The 16,335-nt window shown below is 38.7% G+C and carries 20 protein-coding genes; 2 read left to right on the top strand and 18 right to left on the bottom strand.

Going from position 1 to position 16,335, the window contains the following annotated elements:
• Positions 1 to 29 precede the first annotated feature (29 nt).
• From NQ560_RS04675 to NQ560_RS04590, 18 genes are all read right to left on the bottom strand, one after another.
• Positions 30 to 353 (bottom strand): hypothetical protein, encoded by a 324-nt coding sequence (locus tag NQ560_RS04675; protein ID WP_005335380.1) that lies wholly within the window; start codon positions 351 to 353, stop codon positions 30 to 32.
• A 92-nt stretch (positions 354 to 445) separates the two neighbouring features.
• Positions 446 to 1,615, bottom strand: coding sequence for an AAA family ATPase (locus tag NQ560_RS04670; RefSeq protein ID WP_005335379.1), 1,170 nt, complete (start codon positions 1,613 to 1,615; stop codon positions 446 to 448).
• Between the two features lie 97 nt (positions 1,616 to 1,712).
• Positions 1,713 to 2,219, bottom strand: coding sequence for a nitroreductase family protein (locus NQ560_RS04665; protein WP_005335378.1), 507 nt, complete (start codon positions 2,217 to 2,219; stop codon positions 1,713 to 1,715).
• 110 nt (positions 2,220 to 2,329) lie between these two features.
• Complete coding sequence (locus NQ560_RS04660; protein WP_005335376.1) at positions 2,330 to 3,922, bottom strand: hypothetical protein; 1,593 nt, start codon at positions 3,920 to 3,922, stop codon at positions 2,330 to 2,332.
• A 229-nt stretch (positions 3,923 to 4,151) separates the two neighbouring features.
• The gene (locus NQ560_RS04655) at positions 4,152 to 5,126 is read right to left on the bottom strand and encodes a calcium/sodium antiporter (RefSeq protein ID WP_005335375.1); all 975 of its coding nucleotides are present in this window, start codon (positions 5,124 to 5,126) and stop codon (positions 4,152 to 4,154) included.
• A 71-nt stretch (positions 5,127 to 5,197) separates the two neighbouring features.
• Positions 5,198 to 6,679, bottom strand: a complete 1,482-nt coding sequence (gene cobA / locus NQ560_RS04650; RefSeq protein WP_233420485.1) for a uroporphyrinogen-III C-methyltransferase — start codon at positions 6,677 to 6,679, stop codon at positions 5,198 to 5,200.
• A 1-nt stretch (position 6,680) separates the two neighbouring features.
• The gene (gene hemC / locus NQ560_RS04645; RefSeq protein ID WP_005335372.1) at positions 6,681 to 7,613 is read right to left on the bottom strand and encodes a hydroxymethylbilane synthase; all 933 of its coding nucleotides are present in this window, start codon (positions 7,611 to 7,613) and stop codon (positions 6,681 to 6,683) included.
• Positions 7,614 to 7,615: 2 nt separating this feature from the next.
• Positions 7,616 to 8,239 (bottom strand): precorrin-2 dehydrogenase/sirohydrochlorin ferrochelatase family protein, encoded by a 624-nt coding sequence (locus tag NQ560_RS04640; protein WP_227086972.1) that lies wholly within the window; start codon positions 8,237 to 8,239, stop codon positions 7,616 to 7,618.
• Positions 8,208 to 8,798 (bottom strand): biotin transporter BioY, encoded by a 591-nt coding sequence (locus NQ560_RS04635; protein ID WP_005335369.1) that lies wholly within the window; start codon positions 8,796 to 8,798, stop codon positions 8,208 to 8,210. The genes NQ560_RS04640 and NQ560_RS04635 overlap by 32 nt, the downstream gene beginning before the upstream one ends.
• A 22-nt stretch (positions 8,799 to 8,820) precedes the next feature.
• Positions 8,821 to 9,252 carry a M67 family metallopeptidase gene (locus NQ560_RS04630; RefSeq protein ID WP_005335368.1) on the bottom strand — a complete coding sequence of 144 codons (432 nt, stop codon included), beginning with the start codon at positions 9,250 to 9,252 and terminating at the stop codon, positions 8,821 to 8,823.
• Between the two features lie 26 nt (positions 9,253 to 9,278).
• Positions 9,279 to 10,118, bottom strand: coding sequence for a HesA/MoeB/ThiF family protein (locus tag NQ560_RS04625; protein ID WP_040015646.1), 840 nt, complete (start codon positions 10,116 to 10,118; stop codon positions 9,279 to 9,281).
• Positions 10,118 to 10,324 carry a sulfur carrier protein ThiS gene (gene thiS, locus NQ560_RS04620; RefSeq protein ID WP_040015645.1) on the bottom strand — a complete coding sequence of 69 codons (207 nt, stop codon included), beginning with the start codon at positions 10,322 to 10,324 and terminating at the stop codon, positions 10,118 to 10,120. Before thiS ends, NQ560_RS04625 begins: the two co-directional genes overlap by 1 nt.
• Before the next feature lie 25 nt (positions 10,325 to 10,349).
• The gene (locus tag NQ560_RS04615) at positions 10,350 to 10,667 is read right to left on the bottom strand and encodes a thioredoxin family protein (protein ID WP_005335364.1); all 318 of its coding nucleotides are present in this window, start codon (positions 10,665 to 10,667) and stop codon (positions 10,350 to 10,352) included.
• A 1-nt stretch (position 10,668) separates the two neighbouring features.
• The gene (locus tag NQ560_RS04610; protein ID WP_005340819.1) at positions 10,669 to 10,914 is read right to left on the bottom strand and encodes a sulfurtransferase TusA family protein; all 246 of its coding nucleotides are present in this window, start codon (positions 10,912 to 10,914) and stop codon (positions 10,669 to 10,671) included.
• A gap of 51 nt (positions 10,915 to 10,965) precedes the next feature.
• Positions 10,966 to 11,835 carry a 4Fe-4S binding protein gene (locus NQ560_RS04605; protein ID WP_040015644.1) on the bottom strand — a complete coding sequence of 290 codons (870 nt, stop codon included), beginning with the start codon at positions 11,833 to 11,835 and terminating at the stop codon, positions 10,966 to 10,968.
• Entirely contained in the window at positions 11,819 to 12,238 is a 420-nt protein-coding gene (locus NQ560_RS04600) for a PLP-dependent transferase (protein WP_005335359.1), read from the bottom strand. Before NQ560_RS04600 ends, NQ560_RS04605 begins: the two co-directional genes overlap by 17 nt.
• Before the next feature lie 189 nt (positions 12,239 to 12,427).
• Positions 12,428 to 13,084, bottom strand: a complete 657-nt coding sequence (locus NQ560_RS04595; RefSeq protein WP_005335357.1) for an ECF transporter S component — start codon at positions 13,082 to 13,084, stop codon at positions 12,428 to 12,430.
• 125 nt (positions 13,085 to 13,209) lie between these two features.
• A complete protein-coding gene (locus NQ560_RS04590) occupies positions 13,210 to 13,842 on the bottom strand; it encodes a hypothetical protein (protein ID WP_005335356.1) in 633 nt (210 codons plus the stop codon).
• A gap of 173 nt (positions 13,843 to 14,015) precedes the next feature.
• On the opposite strand from NQ560_RS04590, the gene coaBC reads away from it, so the two are divergent.
• Positions 14,016 to 15,221 (top strand): bifunctional phosphopantothenoylcysteine decarboxylase/phosphopantothenate--cysteine ligase CoaBC, encoded by a 1,206-nt coding sequence (gene coaBC / locus NQ560_RS04585; RefSeq protein WP_005335355.1) that lies wholly within the window; start codon positions 14,016 to 14,018, stop codon positions 15,219 to 15,221.
• A gap of 305 nt (positions 15,222 to 15,526) precedes the next feature.
• Positions 15,527 to 16,288, top strand: a complete 762-nt coding sequence (locus tag NQ560_RS04580; protein ID WP_052302930.1) for an IclR family transcriptional regulator — start codon at positions 15,527 to 15,529, stop codon at positions 16,286 to 16,288.
• Positions 16,289 to 16,335: the final 47 nt, after the last annotated feature.

Below are 16,335 nucleotides of genomic sequence, written 5' to 3'. Positions count from 1 at the left end.
CAAATGAACATATCAGGAAATAAATATCTTTACGAGCAAACCCAATCTTCTAAATGTTCCAATATTTCTTCATCGTAAGGGGAATTGATTGTATGAATACATCCGGCAGAAATATTATGAATGACACATTCTGCCCATTCCCCTTCTTTTATTTCAAAAAATAAGTCCTTGCCCTTTTTCCACTTCTTCCAATCTCTATACATGTCAATAATCTCACGTTGTTCAAAAGTGTGGTCATTCATTGGAATCGTAATAGTATCCCCAACTCTTATGACTTCTCCCTTTTCTGCAGTAATCCCTATAAGAGTAATATTTTCATCATATCCTGATGCTGAAGCGCTTGTAAAAATCATTCAATTCACCTTAAATCCTATTCTCTGATGATTTTTAATAAAGGATCTGGCTTTCGCCAGACCCTCATCATTTTATTCACTCTATAACTCTTCTACTTTACAGGAGTGTTCTTTTGTTTCTTTATCATAACTAATTCCCACTTCAAGACTTCCATGAGTTCTTTATTCGGAATAAAAACCATTCCATTGTCATATGTTAAAAGTCCATATACAACCATTGCTGAATAAATCTCTTCTTTTGTCTTTAATTCCTGTGCTGTGGCTGCATACTCCTGTATACCGGATGGTATCCTTTCTCCGGCAAACATCAGCGTAAGATCATTCTGAATCTGATCCACATTATACTGAATGTAAGTAAAAATGGAATCATACTTTCCGGAACTGACCCAGTAATTCGACAATTGATTATCTGTCAATGCACACACAACCGAACGTGGATTATATAACCGTTCTCCTGCTGCTGTATGATACCCGTCATACCATTCTCTTAGACTTTCTCTGGTAATCTGTGGCTTTTTTGTTTTCTCTAAATAGCGCTGATACAGCATATCCACTTCTTCATCAGAAAATCCAAAATATTCACTGAACCGTACTCTTGTTGCCATATTATATTCTAAAAACATATTCAATTCGGAGCCGTCCGAATATTTTGCGATTGGAAGCACACCTGTCATATATGCCAGTTCTACATAGCTTTGTCCTTTTAGCAATAACTTTAAAAAAAGCAGATAATCTTTTTTATCTTTTTCTGTTATAAAAGAACTATGAAAAACTGCGTCCCATTCATCAATAACAAAAATAAATTTATGTCCTGTCTGATTAAAAACCAAAGATAATATATCCCAGACAGCCGCATTATTTTCAATAACAAGTTCTGGATATGCCTCCTGTATATCTCTGACAAGTCCGTTCTGTACCCGGTCTATATATTCCTGATAGTTTTGACATTCTCTGGGCATCTCACTGAAATCAATATAAATCACATCATGCTTTCCTGCCTGTTCTTTATATCCGGCATACTCTGCTATATGAAGATGCTCAAATAAAGATGGCTCACCTGTATTTTCAAAAAAAGCAGCAATCATATTTGCCATAACTGTTTTTCCAAAACGTCTAGGGCGGGTAATGCAAAAGAAACGCTGTTCCTGTTGGAGTGCCGGAATTAATTCTTCAAGTATTTCTGATTTATCAACAAAATACGTCCCATTCATAACCGTTTTAAATTTATCATATGGTTCTTTATTATTTAAAAATTGTCCCATTCTTCACAGCCCTCCTTTATACTGATAATGTAAGTATATCCTTTTTTTCGTAATGATGCAAGAAATGTTTCTAACTGAGGATTGTACATATTTCACCTTATTCCTCCGGTGCCATAAAATGTATTCTCTCCGGATTGAATCTGTCCTGCTGTGGTCTTTCCTCTGCCGGATATCCCATCGCAAATAAGGAAAATACTTTTACATTTTCCGGAAGATCCAGCATCTTGTGTACAAGTTCCATTCTCTCTTCAATCGGAGCTATTCCGATCCAGACTCCGCCAAGTCCGATTTCATCTGTCTCCAGCCAGATATTCTGCTGTGCAATGGAAAGGTCTATCTCTGCATAAGACGGTGCAACTAATCCTTCTGTCCGATATACTGGTACAATTACGACCGGTGCCCCTGCTGCACATTTGGAATATGGGGTTGCAGTAGACAATTCCTGTATCTTCTCTTTATCTGTCACTACATAGAACTCCCATGGCTGCTGGTTGCACGCACTCGGCGCCTGCATCCCGGCTTTTAAAACCTGCACGATTTTTTCTTTCTCTACCGGTCTGTCCTCGAATTTTCTAACACTGATTCTGTGAAAAATACTGTTCATAATTCTAATCTCCTTCTCTGTTATTTTTTATGATATTAGGAAAATGCCCCCAGCTATGATATTTTTGAATTACTTCGCACTTTCATACTGGCATCACATCATTCCAATACTTACCATGTTGTCTTGTGTTCATCTGTCACTTCCAGTGTATCAGGATTTACCAGATAAAAATCAACTAACTGTGTATCGTATGTTCCACCCGGATACTTTTTCTCCAAAACATACTCGTCACAGTATGTTCCGTTGTCATCTGTCTTTTCTCTATTGTAATACAGACCGTATTCGACACTTACCTGATTTCCATCCTTCGTCTCCTGTCCTGTACTGACAATAACATACGTCTCTCCTTTTGCATTACTGCTGTAAGTGAATTCCGGATTTTCTAATGCATTTGTCTCAATCAGATAATTATAGACTGCCTGCATTCCATTTCTCATTCTTAACCATTCATCACTTTCATATGGTTCTGTATTATCCTGTGAATCACTATTTCCTGTATCAGAATCTGCACTGTCTGCATCGTTATCTGTCTGGTCATTATTTTCTGTATTGTCCGGATTGGAAGCGTCTGGCTGTTCATTTGTAAATGTATCATCTTTTGTCGGTACATATATTTTTTTCATAATAAATGGATTATTCGTTACATATTCTTCTGTATAAGCGTTATAACCCATATTACTCCAGCTAACTTCCAAATACGTGTATCCATTTTCTTTTCTCATGACGGTTTCCTTATCATCCAGTCCCAGAAATACATACAGGAAATTATTTAATAGCAATATCAGCCCTGCAATTGCAATTACTGTACATATGATAAATTTCACAACTTTTTGAATCCATACAGATGCTGTAATATTCATGTGTCTGTGCAGCCAAATAATTCCCAAAATCAACATTACAAACAGTCCCATATTTACAACTATAAGAGAAATTGCAGAAAATACATATCGGATTTCATATCCTGCACCCCGGTTAATTCCATACGCAGTTCCTAAGAACCAAAATGTGTATGCCAGGAAGATCGTAACTACGAAAGCAAGACCTGGATATTCTTTTTTGACAGGTTTAATTTGTTCCAGACACGCTGTCATCTGCTCCAGATCATTCATCTGAATCCAGTTTTCCACCAATTCGGAAGCCGGATAATTTCCTGTATCATCTTTGATGCCTGTATACCGTATCTTTGCTTTTTCTATTTCCTCTTCATTGTCTTCAAAAGAAGCTATAATGATTCTTAAGAAATAAATTAGTTTCATTTCTTTCGCTTTACATTTTTCGATATGCATTGCATCTAATGCCTGTGCCGCTTGTTCATACTGCTTCATCTTGACAAGAATAATTGCATTATTCAGAAGCGCCTGATTTGCCAGAATCGGATTTTTCCAGTATTTGTGATGGTACAGATACAGGTTAAAGTCATGTCGTTCTTCCAGAGACATTTTACATGCGTGCTTTCTGACATAAGACGCATAGCATATGGTAAGACCCCAGGAAAAAACCAAAATTGCCAGTAACCAGCACAAAAATCCATTTATTTCCAGCAAATCATAACGAAACTCCAGATATGCTGCTATAAAAAGAATTACGAAGCTCACTATCATAATCAGCCATCGGATATAGCTGTTCTTTTTCGCCTTTCTTCTCCCCACTTCATTCCAACCGTACTCATCTTCTTTAAAATCATGTACATGATAAATATTCATACATTTTCACTCCTCTTTACAATCATAAATTCTGCCTGCTCTACAACACGATTTTTCAATCACAGCCCTATCTGTAAAAAATATTATTATTTCTGTACTTTCTGTATGCTTTCTAGTTTATAGAGAAAATGTCCCAGACATTCACACATCTGAGACATCTGCCATTCATTTATTCTGTTAACCTTTTAATCCTGCTTGATTCTTCTCTTTGCAACTTTACCTGCAAGTTTTATCGCATGCATATATATACCATATATACTGCGTACATGCATAACATAGCAATGCCTTCTTTTCGGTTAATGACTTTTGAAGTCCACGCAAATACAAGAACTGCACTACTCATTATAATCAGTATAAGAGTGTCCACAATATTGTCCATCAGAAATCCTACCGGACTGATTGCTGCTGCAATTCCAAGCACAAGTAAAATGTTAAAAATGTTAGAACCTATTACATTTCCAAGCGCCATATCAACTTCGTTCTTTCTCGCTGCAACAATGGATGTCACAAGCTCTGGAAGACTTGTTCCAAGTGCAACGATTGTAAGTCCGATCAGTGTCTGGCTAAGTCCGAATGACAATGCAATATCTGATGCACTGTCAACAACAAAATCACCTCCGAATTTAATTGCGATCATCCCTCCAACAATAAAGAGTATGCTTTTCCACATTGGAATAATTCTGATTTCATCTTCTACATACTCTCCGGATTCTTTCATCAGCTCGTCCTCTTTGTGCACTGCTCTTGCTTTCTTTACGGAATTGATCATCCAGACAAGATAACCTGCGAAAAGAATTAAAAAGACAATTCCATCGATATGTCCCAACTTCATTCCCAGATATCCCAGTGCAATCAGCAGAACTGAACAGATAATCGATAATGGAAATTCTTTTACAAGCGTATCTTTTTTTATTGTAAGCGGGGCAAATAAAGCACATGCTCCACATACGACCATAAGATTAAAAATGTTCGATCCGACAACATTGCTGACCGCAAGTGTATTATTCCCGGCAAGTGATGCTGTTACACTGACCGCGCATTCCGGAAGACTCGTTCCCATAGCTACAATTGTCATACCGATAATCATGGAAGGAATATAGAGTCGTTTTGCTACCGATGAACTTCCTTCTACGAAATAATCTGCTCCTTTCATCAAAAGTGCAAATCCTATAACAAGAATGATGATTGATTTTACAAGTTCCATTCATCTGTCTCCTTCATTTCAATTTATTTTGGCTACCATTATACCTCAATTGTATGAAAGAAACAACCGACTTATTTTTTTGTTATCAAAGAAACAACTGACTCATAAGTACTTTCTTCCGACTCGCAAATATTCATTACATTCTTTTTCTTAAGTGCTTCTGTCGTCTTTTTTCCAATAGAATAAGCTCGTTCTACCATTATCTCCTCTGTCAGCATCTGAAAAAAACGTTCCACATTGGACGCACTTGTAAATACAGCTTCTGAAATAACTGTATCTGCAGGCTTTAATATATAATCTTGCTCTGATACATTTACATTTTCATATGCATCTGTTTTTATGACATGGCAAAATTTCTGAAGTTCTCTCTCCAAGTCTTCGGAGGCCTCTTTTGCAGAAAATATACAGACTTTCGTTTGGTCACTGATCTGTTTTTTTAAAGCTTTGGCAAGTCCGGCTCCTGTCTGCTCATCTGGAACTAAATCTGCTTTTATCTGATAGTTCTTTAACTCCTGCTCTGTTGCTTTCCCTACAACTCCAAAACGAATTTTTGCAAGGCATCGGATATCTGTGTCATTGAATTTCATATTATAGAAAAAAGCCCTGACACCATTTCTGCTTGTAAAGAGAATCCAGTCGGAGCTGCTAATTTCTTTTTCAAAATCTGAAATTTGGATTGGTAGAATCTTTCCAACCATGATTGTATCAACATCTGCTCCGAGCTGTTGCAAATCTGTAATCAGCTTATTGAAATGTGTTCGTTCTCCTATAGCTTCAATATATGGTACGGTTATTTTTCTCCCGAATAATGGACGTTTTTCAAAAAAATCCAATTGGTCATTCAGTGAAACAACATTCCCCACAACAATGATTGCCGGAGATTCCAGTTTTGCACATTTTACTTTATATCCGATACTCTCCAATGTTCCGATACATTTTTTCTGCGTAGCCAGTGTTCCGTTGGATATCACTGCTGCCGGAGTATCCGGTCTTCTTCCAGCTCTTATCAGTTCTTCTGCAATATGTTCTACATGTGCAAGTCCCATCAGAAATACACAAGTCATGGATTCATCGGTAAGCAGCGTATAATCAATCTGCGCTTCTTCGTCTTTTTTGCTGTGAGCTGTAATGACCTGAAAACCTTTTGCAATCCCTCTGTGCGTAATTGGAATTCCTGCGTCTGCCAATGCTGCAACGACAGAACTAACTCCTGGTACGACTTCTATATCAATCTTTCTTTTCCGAAGATATAATGCTTCTTCACCGCCTCTTCCAAAGACATAAGGATCACCACCCTTTAGCCGTACGACCAGACTATATTCTCTGGATTTTTTATATAATAACTCATTGATCGCATCTTGCTTCATGATATGCTTGTGATTTTCTTTTCCTACATAAATGCACTCACAGCCATGCTTTGCCATTCCAAGCAGTTCCGGCGATGCAAGTCTGTCATAGATGATACAGTCTGCCTCTTCTATATATTTTTTTCCTTTTATCGTGAGCAGACCGGTATCTCCTGCCCCTGCTCCAACTAATATAACTTTACCCATTTTATTCTTCATGACTTAATTGCATTTGAATTTTTTCTACTGCTTCTCTGGCAATCTGTCTGCAGATTTCATCTATCTGTGATGAATCTTCTATTTTATTTAAAACTGCAGATTCCACCTTTGTATATGCCATTTTTTTTCCATCCTCCGTTCCAAACATTGCTCTTAATACTAGTTTTTCATCCTGTATCTTGCAATATGCTCCTACCGGAAGATGACAGCTTCCTCCAATTTGTTTCAAAAATTGTCTTTCTGCTTTTACACATATATCTGTTTCCTGATCAGACAATCTATTTAGTTTTCTGATTAATTGTATATTATCTGCTTTTACTTCCAGAGCAAGTGTCCCCTGGGCCGGAGCCGGAATCATCTGATCCGGCTCAAGATAGCAGGTAATCTCTTGCTCTCTTCCTAGTCTGTTAATACCTGCTACGGCAAGTACAATTCCATCCATCTCTTCTTCCTGCATTTTTCGAATCCTTGTATCTACATTTCCACGGATCCCAACTATGTTAAGATCAGGGCGGATTTTCAGAAGCTGATACTTTCTACGCTTGCTTCCCGTTCCGATCACAGCTCCTTTCGGAAGGTCGTCCACAGACACTGCCTCTCTCAAGATCAGAACATCTCTTGGATCTTCCCGCTTCCATGCCTTTGCAAATATTAATCCATCTGCCGTTGTATCTGGCATGTCTTTCATAGAGTGTACTGCAAGATGAATCTTCTCTTCCAAAAGTTCTTCCTCAATTTCTTTTACAAATATGCCCTTTGATCCAATCTGGTCAAGCCGGCTTTTCTGATCCATATCTCCGGTCGTTTTTATGATTACTACATCAAATTCATCTTCCGGAAATGCACTTTTTAATTTTTCAATAACCTGCTTTGTCTGGGCAAGCGCCAGCTTTGATCCTCTTGTTCCTACCCGGTATCTCATATCTACTCCTGTGGCAATTCTCCATTTTCAATGGCTGTATTTACTATTTCTTTAAATATTTCTTTTCGTTTTTCTTCTGTGTCATACTTTTCTATCACACGCTTTCTGATCTTCCCCATATATTCATTCAATTCTCCAAGAAATGGTGTCAGGATCTCCTTTTCCTGACTTTTTAAATATTGTGCCAGCACAGGGCTGTTTCCACCACTCGAAAATGCTGCAATAAGATTTTTTTCTTTTATATATGAAGAAAAGATAAAGCTGCAGTCCTCTTTCTGGTCCACAGCATTTACCATAATTCCTTTTGAATTACAGATTCCCACAATATGGTGATTCAATTCTTTATCATCTGTTGCAGCGATCACCATAAACATATTATCACAATCTGCATCTTCAAAACACTTTTTTTGTAATTCTAACTGATTACTTTTTTTTGCAATTTCATAGATTTTATCGCAGATATTCTCTCCAACTACAACCACTCTGGCTTCAAAATCCAGAAGTACTTTTACTTTCCGGTATGCCACCATCCCTCCGCCGACCACCAGGCACAGCTGATCCTTCAAGTTCACAAACATAGGAAAATACGCCATATTACACCACTTTCCGATCCATACTATACTCATGCATCATCCCAAGAAATACTGGACGGAGCTTTAAAGAAAATGCTGTCGCCAATACACATAATATAAAATCCGGTGCAATCGTAATCAGACAATATTCCACAACTACAACGCTCCAACTCACAGGAGTTGCTGCATAAAAATTATTTATACAATAAAAGTAAATTGCTCCATTCGTATAATAAGTCACCAGTCCCGCAACTGATGCCATTAAGAACATTCCCTTATGATTTTTTCCTACTTTTTCTGTAATAGTACCAATGACAAATGCTGCCAGTACAAAACCAAGTAAGAATCCAAATCCTGGTCTGAAAATGTATGCAGGTCCACCTCCGGCAGCAAATACCGGAACTCCGACAAGGCCAATGCTAAGATACACGATCACACTAACCGTTGCAAGTTTTGTACCAAGCAGAAAACCTGCCATCAACACAAAAAACCATTGAAATGTAAAGTGCATGGTGTACATTGGCAATGGTATATCAACTTTTATAAATGCACCGATTGCGATCAAAGCTGCAAACAGTGCACAGGTTGTCAATTCTTTCGTTTTTAATTTCATTTTTTATTCCTTTTTACTATACTTAGAAATAATATTCATCTGAATAAATTCGCAAATCCTCTTTTTCCACCTGACCATTTTCTATATGGAAAGAATTCAACACTGGATTTTCTGCCATAAATGATATGATCATATAGCTGGCATTGGAATCAAATGCAAGTTTGATATCCTCCTGCGACGGTCTGGACGGACTGGATGGATGTGAATGCCAGTTACCAAGTGGTTTTAATCCATTCGCCCTCATATCTTTGATTGCTGACAGTTGTTCTTTCGGATCCAGTGTAAAATGATCCTCTGCATGATCAACATTTGTCAGGTAATAAACTTTTTCAATTAAACGACCATTTTCATCTTCGCTTCCTGCGATCAGTCCGCAAGCTTCTTCTGGAAGATGCCCGGTTGCATACCGGGCAATCTCATCAAGAAGTGTATATTTCATTCTTATAATTGCCATACTTATACCTCTTCACTGATTACAAATTACTCTTCTTTTCTTGGTGCATCAAATCTGCCTGCTGTCTCCTCACATACTTCCTGTTCGTAATCAATCGGCTCAAGAATTGTCGGGTGATCTCCGCACACTGCACAGTTATGAGTATCTTTTGGAAGCTTAATTTTATGAAATTCCATCGTCAGAGCGTCAAAAGTAAGCAGCGCACCTGTCAATAAATCTCCAACTCCCAGCAAATATTTGATTGCTTCCATAGCTTGAAGGGAACCAATGACTCCACCCATAGCTCCAATGACACCTGCCTGCTTGCAGGTTGGGACTGCATCCTTCGGTGGTGGATTTTTAAATACACATCTGTAACATGGTCCTTCTCCCGGAACATATGTCATAAGCTGACCTTTAAAGCGGATAATTCCTGCATGTGAAAATGGTTTTTTCTCCAGTACACATGCATCGTTGATCAGGAATTTTGCCGGAAAATTATCTGTTCCGTCAATAATAAAATCATAATCCCGGATCAGTTCTCTGATATTCGTAGAATCCACGAACATGCGGTATGTATTGACTGTAACGTCCGGATTCATGGCATTCATTGTCTCTTTTGCCGATCTGACCTTTGCTTTTCCTACATCTGCTGTTGTATGGATAATCTGTCTCTGAAGATTGGACAGATCAACTTCGTCTGCATCTACAATTCCGATTGTTCCAACTCCTGCTGCTGCAAGGTACATAGCTGCCGGAGCTCCAAGACCACCGGCTCCAATAATCAGAACTTTCCCTTTCAGCAACTTCTTCTGACCTTTTGCGCCTACTTCTTTTAGAATAATATGGCGAGAATAACGTTCAATCTGTTCATCTGTCATTGCCATTAACATCCACCTCCCATGAAATAAAGAAATTCTACAACGTCTCCTTCTTTTAATACGGTTGTCTCTTTCTCATCTGAAGGAACAAACTCTTCATTAATAGATACCGTTATATACTCTGGCATCTCTACATTTTCCTGCGCGATTAACTCCGGTAATGTCAGATTATCCTTTACTTCTTTCTTTTCTCCTGAAACTACAATTATCATAATGCCTTCCTCCTGACCCATATTATTACAGTAAAGCTTCCACCCAGGTCTTAAGCTCTGCCAGAGTGTGTGCTCCTATTTTTCGATCTAATACTTCTGCATTTTTTACAAAGAGAAGGGTTGGATTCGCTGCTATCTGATATTCTTTTGCCAGCTCTTTATCAAAATTGGTATTCACCTTATATACATATAATTTTCCTTCATAATCATCTTCTACATCTCCCAATACCGGTGCAAGCTTTTTACATGCTATGCAGGAATCAGAATAAAAATCTACGATAACCGGAAGATCACTCTTTAAAACTTTCTCTTCAAAATCATCCTTGTTGATCCGTACTGCCATATTATTCTTCTACCTTTCTGACATACAGTGTATAAGTTCCGTCTGCATTATCCTCAAGCTTTAAGATTTTATGTCCTTCTTCTTTCATACTTCTTGGAACATTCTGAACAGGCTCTCCGTCATTCATTCGAATTGCAAGGACTTCACCATCATCCAGCTCTTCAATTGCTACTTTAGCTTTTACAAATGTGAGTGGGCAAACCTTATCTGTAATATCTACCTGGTCGTCAAATTGTATTTCTGCCATGCTCTTTCTCTCCTTTTCGATTCTTATCGCCATTTTTGTTTGTCAGTACACCTATCTGCCTTCGTAAGCAGCCTGAACCTCTTTTTTGAATTCTTCCTTTCCGACTCTCTCAAGTGTCAGTCGGAAACGCTCACCTGCATTGGCATGCTTTTCAAAAAATGAAATAGCCGCATCTGTGACTCTGAAAAGAGTTTCTTTATCACGGATGATCGGAACAATCTGTTCACCTTTATAAATCTTATTTCCAAATAATCCACCAAAGGAAACGATATACCCCGGCTCGCCGACCCACGCATCTGTTGGACAGCTCTTTACACATCGTGCACAGTTATTGCATTTTTCTCTATCGATGACAATTTTTCCATCTTCCATGCGAAGTGCTCCTTCTCGACAGGCTTTTACACACACACCACACTGGATACAGTCATCATGATTGCACTCAACTGTCATGCCTCCTTTGATTCCAACATCGTTCTCCTCCGCTTTCAAGCAGTTGTTCTGGCAGCCTGTAACACCAAATTTGAATTTATGAGGAAGTTCTCTTCCAAAATATCTTGCATCTAATTCCTTTGCCAGTGTATAAGTATCAATGCAGCCACTTGGACAGATAGCTGCGCCCTGACAGGCTGTGATCGTACGGACTCTCGGTCCACAGACACCTGTTCCGACTCCTCCTTTTGCAAGCTCTTCTTTTACTTCATTGATATCTTCTACTTTTATAAATGGAATCTCAATTCCCTGTCTGGAAGTCATATGCACATATCCATGTCCATACTTTTCAGCCACCTCTGCAACTGTCTTTATATTTTCAGCAGTCAGATTTCCTCCCACAACTGCAAGTCTTAAGGAAAAACAACCTTTCTGCTTTTGTCTCATAAATCCACCTTTTTTTAATGCAGCATAATCAACCTTTTCTGCCATTTTCATTCTCCTCCTGTACCTTGTTCCTGATTAGTCTCTGATTTTTGAGCGCCTTTGTATCTCCTATGTTGGAAATGATATACGGGATTGTAAGACTGTCAATAAATTTAAATGCCTTTTCTTTACTTCCTACGCGAAGTGTAAGAATTGCGCCATATCCATGTTCAAACTGTTCTTTTGTAACATGATGCCAGAAACTACTTTCCAGTCCCGGATAATTTACTATTATATCAGAATAATTCTCTGCAATCCAGTGTGCAAGTTCCAGTGCATTTTGGCACTCACGTTCCATTCTAAGTCCAAGTGTTTCAATACCGATCAGATTCAGATATGCATTGACCGGAGAAAGGCATGCCCCTGTATTTCTAAAAATCCCATTCCGAAGTTTTGCTACAAAAGCCATCGGTCCATTTTTGTTGTAATTCCAAAATTGTCCTGTCCTCTTTTTTAATTTTTTTGTGCAATATTTTGAATATCCCTTCCTGTAATACCATCACAGACCATTCCCAGATCCGTAATTCTAACAATATTGAAAATTATACAAACGCCCCACGGAAATTACCGTGGGGCGTATTAGTGCTTATTTATGTGTTTATTTTGCTGTCTGTGCGTCAATAAATGAAAAATTCATTCTTTTTAATACCTGGATCAGCACTTTTCCGATTGCAAGCACCAGTACCGCTGCTGCAATTGCTTCCGGAATACCAGATGCTGTAACAGTTCCCATAACAAGTCCCCATACAGCGCTTATTGCTACATCCTTTGCCTGTGCATACTGCTGTGCAAATAACAGATAAATACTTCCCATAACTGTGATCGTATTCACCATAGATCCGACGAATCCAACGATTGGAAGTGCAATGATCTGATTCACTTTCAGTTTGTTAAAGAGAATCCATAACCATCCGGCTGCGATTCCAATCAACATACGGCATCCTACAGAAATCCAGATTGCCTTGATTGCTCCCGGAATTCCAGTAGTGCTCATGAACGGAGAAAATGCAAAAGACAAAAGGGTTGGTGCCATTGTGTTGCTCACCAGTGAACATACACCAAACACAAATCCAAGAATTGCCCCTGCTGACGGTCCCAACAGAATTGCTCCGATGATTACCGGGATGTGTACGGTTGTCGCCTTAATAATTGGAAGCTGGATCATTCCAAGCGGTGTATTCGCCAGAAGAATGACAATTGCTGCCATAAGTGCAACACTGACCATCCACTGAGTGTCGTGTTTTTTTGTTTTCATTATTCAATTACCTCCTTGTTATCATTCCTGCCATGCAGGATACAATACAATTACCGAGTAATTATAACATCTGTTCTACTATAGATACAAGTATTAAATTAAGTACATTTCTTTTCAAGAAGAATCTATACATCATAGTCGGCAATACAGGAAGACAATGTCTTAATGACCGTATCAATATCATCCGGCGTCTCCTCTTCTCCAATCCACTCAACTGTACAGGCAAACACATCACCATCTGATAATTCTACCCAAACACGATAACCACTCAACTCTTCCATATTATAGGAAAAATAATTCCACATTTTCCCATTGTATTCACTGCTCTGTGTATCCATTGCCGGAATCGTATCATCAGAATTTGCAGTATACAGATATTGTACTTCTTCCTTCATATCACTTTCTACAGTGGAAACATCTGCATTCCTAAGAGTCATCACATATTGCAGACTGCTGCCATCTACATTTCCAATACGTTCAAATGCTCTTGCCGTGTCCGAAGAAAAGTCTGTCTCAGAACACCCTTTTGGTGCAGATACTTTTATAGTCCATACATCGTCCTCCGAAGATAACTCGTACATCTTATTGTCTGCCGCTTTCGTCTGAGTATCACTTTTATCATTATCTTTAGAATTGTCTGCATTCTGGCTTTGTTCCGTCTTCGCATCTGCCTGATTATCATCCTTTTCTTTATTGCCACACGCTGCACTAGAAACACTTAACGTTAATATCATCAAAAATACCGCTGCTTTTTTCATATTCTTTTCTCCTCTCTCTAATTCAAGAATGCCTGATATTCCAGAACTGTTTCACTAATTTTAACATTTTCGTAAAAAAAAGTCATCCCTTTGTGTCTCCTCATCTTGCAAGAGACTGCCAAACACGCTATAGTTGAAATATAAATCATACAAAGAGAAAGAGGTTTATTTCTATGATGTTAAAAGATAAAACCATTCTATTAGGTGTTACTGGTGGGATTGCTGCATATAAAAGTGCCATGCTTGCCAGCCGTCTTGTAAAGACCGGTGCCTGTGTTCATGTTATTATGACCCAGAATGCCACTAATTTTATTAATCCAATCACATTTGAAACGTTGACGCGCAATAAATGTATTGTAGATACTTTCGACCGCAATTTTGAATTCAAAGTAGAACACGTTGCTCTTGCTCAAAAAGCAGACGTCATCATGGTTGCTCCGGCAACTGCAAATGTAATTGCAAAACTTGCACACGGACTGGCTGATGATATGCTCACTACAACTATTCTCGCAAGCAAAGCTCCTAAGATTATTGCTCCTGCCATGAATACAGGAATGTATGAGAATCCTGTCACTCAGGACAATCTAAAGCTTCTTGAAAAATATGGTATGGAGGTCATCACTCCGGCTAATGGCTGGCTTGCCTGTGGTGATGTCGGTGCCGGAAAGATGCCGGAACCAGAAGATTTATTCGAATATATTTTAAAATGTATAGCATGTAAAAAAGACTTGCGTGGGAAAAAGGTTCTGGTCACCGCCGGTCCTACTCAGGAGGCAATCGATCCGGTGCGTTATATCACCAATCATTCCTCCGGGAAAATGGGCTACAGCCTCGCGAAAGCGTGTATGCTTCGCGGTGCAGATGTAACTTTAGTCACAGGTAAAACTGCTCTTACTCCACCGCCATTTATAACGACCGTCCCTGTCATCTCTGCTAAAGATATGTACGAGGAGGTTACTGCAAGAAGTGCCGGTATGGACATGATCTTCAAAGCCGCCGCTGTTGCTGATTACCGGCCAGTCCACATAGCTGATGAGAAAATCAAAAAATCGGATTCTTCCACTTCCATTGAGCTGGAACGTACAGATGATATTTTAAAATATCTTGGAGAACATAAAACTCCCGGTCAATTCCTCTGCGGCTTCTCTATGGAAACGGAAAATATGCTGGAGAATTCCAGAAAGAAGCTGGCAAAAAAGAACCTTGACATGGTTGTTGCAAATAATCTGAAAGTTGCCGGAGCTGGATTTGAGACGGACACCAATGTTGTCACAATGATTACAGATACAGAAGTTCTGGAACTTCCAATTATGAATAAAGAAGAGGTTGCATTCCACATTATCGACCAGATTTTATCTATGCAGAACACTGACAGATAACAACCCATGAAGGCAATTTAAGCAGTCTTATTTTGAATAAATAGCATTCTTGAAAGTGAACAGGCAGTCCAAAAGGACTGCCTGTTCTGATGATGATATATAATTACTTATGGGGTTATATGTTTGGTTTCACATTATGAAATCTATTTTCATATCGTGAACCTTTCTTTACTTTGAATTATACACGAACTCATAAAAAAGTCAAGTTTTTTTTGCTCTTTCTTCTATATCATGCTACAATAGATGACAGACAGTGAGGAACTCTGTTATCCCACTGTAAATAGTTTTATCTAAGGAGTATAACATTGAGTGAGAAAAATCCAATCCAGGTCTCCGACCGAATTTTCCGGACTATTGAACTGCTTGCCAGATCCGGACCTTCCGGTCTTCTTGATATCAGTAATGAACTGGAATTAAATAAAAGTACTGTCCATCGCATTTTAAATTCCTTAATTTGCATGGACTATGTAAAACAAGATCCGGATACTTCCAAGTACAGTCTTACTTTTAAGATCTGCAGTCTTTCTAATCAGGTTCTTTCACATAACAGTCTCATTGATATTGCAAGACCTTACATTCAGGATCTTGCTGAACAGACCGGAGAAACTGTTCATCTCGTACAGATGGAAGGAATCAACGCTGTATATATCGATAAAGTAGAAGCACCACATAATTCTGTTCGTATGGTATCTATGATCGGAAAAACAATCCCTCTTTACTGTTCCGGTGTCGGTAAGGCAATTCTTGCTGATATGGATGATGACCAGATCCGTCAGATTTGGGACCAGAGCGAATTACACACTTATACAGCCAATACCGTTACTGACTACAATACCTTTTTAGAGGTCATCGGTGCAATTCGTAACAACGGATATTCCATGGATAATGAGGAGATGGAAATCGGAGTCCGGTGCATTGCTGTATCCCTTGGCTGTGTACACCACAAATTGCCATATGCTATCAGCATCTCTGCTCCAAAGGACCGCATGAAAGATAAGCAAATTACCCAATATAAAAAGCTTCTATTAAATACTAAAAAGCAGTTACTGGCTGAATTGGGACAGTAACCTTTTAATTGAACAGAGCGAATTATAAATAGCTTTTTATCATGAAT

The sequence above is a fragment of the Dorea formicigenerans genome (assembly GCF_025150245.1).
Taxonomy (GTDB): domain Bacteria; phylum Bacillota; class Clostridia; order Lachnospirales; family Lachnospiraceae; genus Dorea; species Dorea formicigenerans.
Note: the sequence above shows the minus strand (reverse complement) of the source record. Positions and strands in the feature narration are given on the sequence as shown.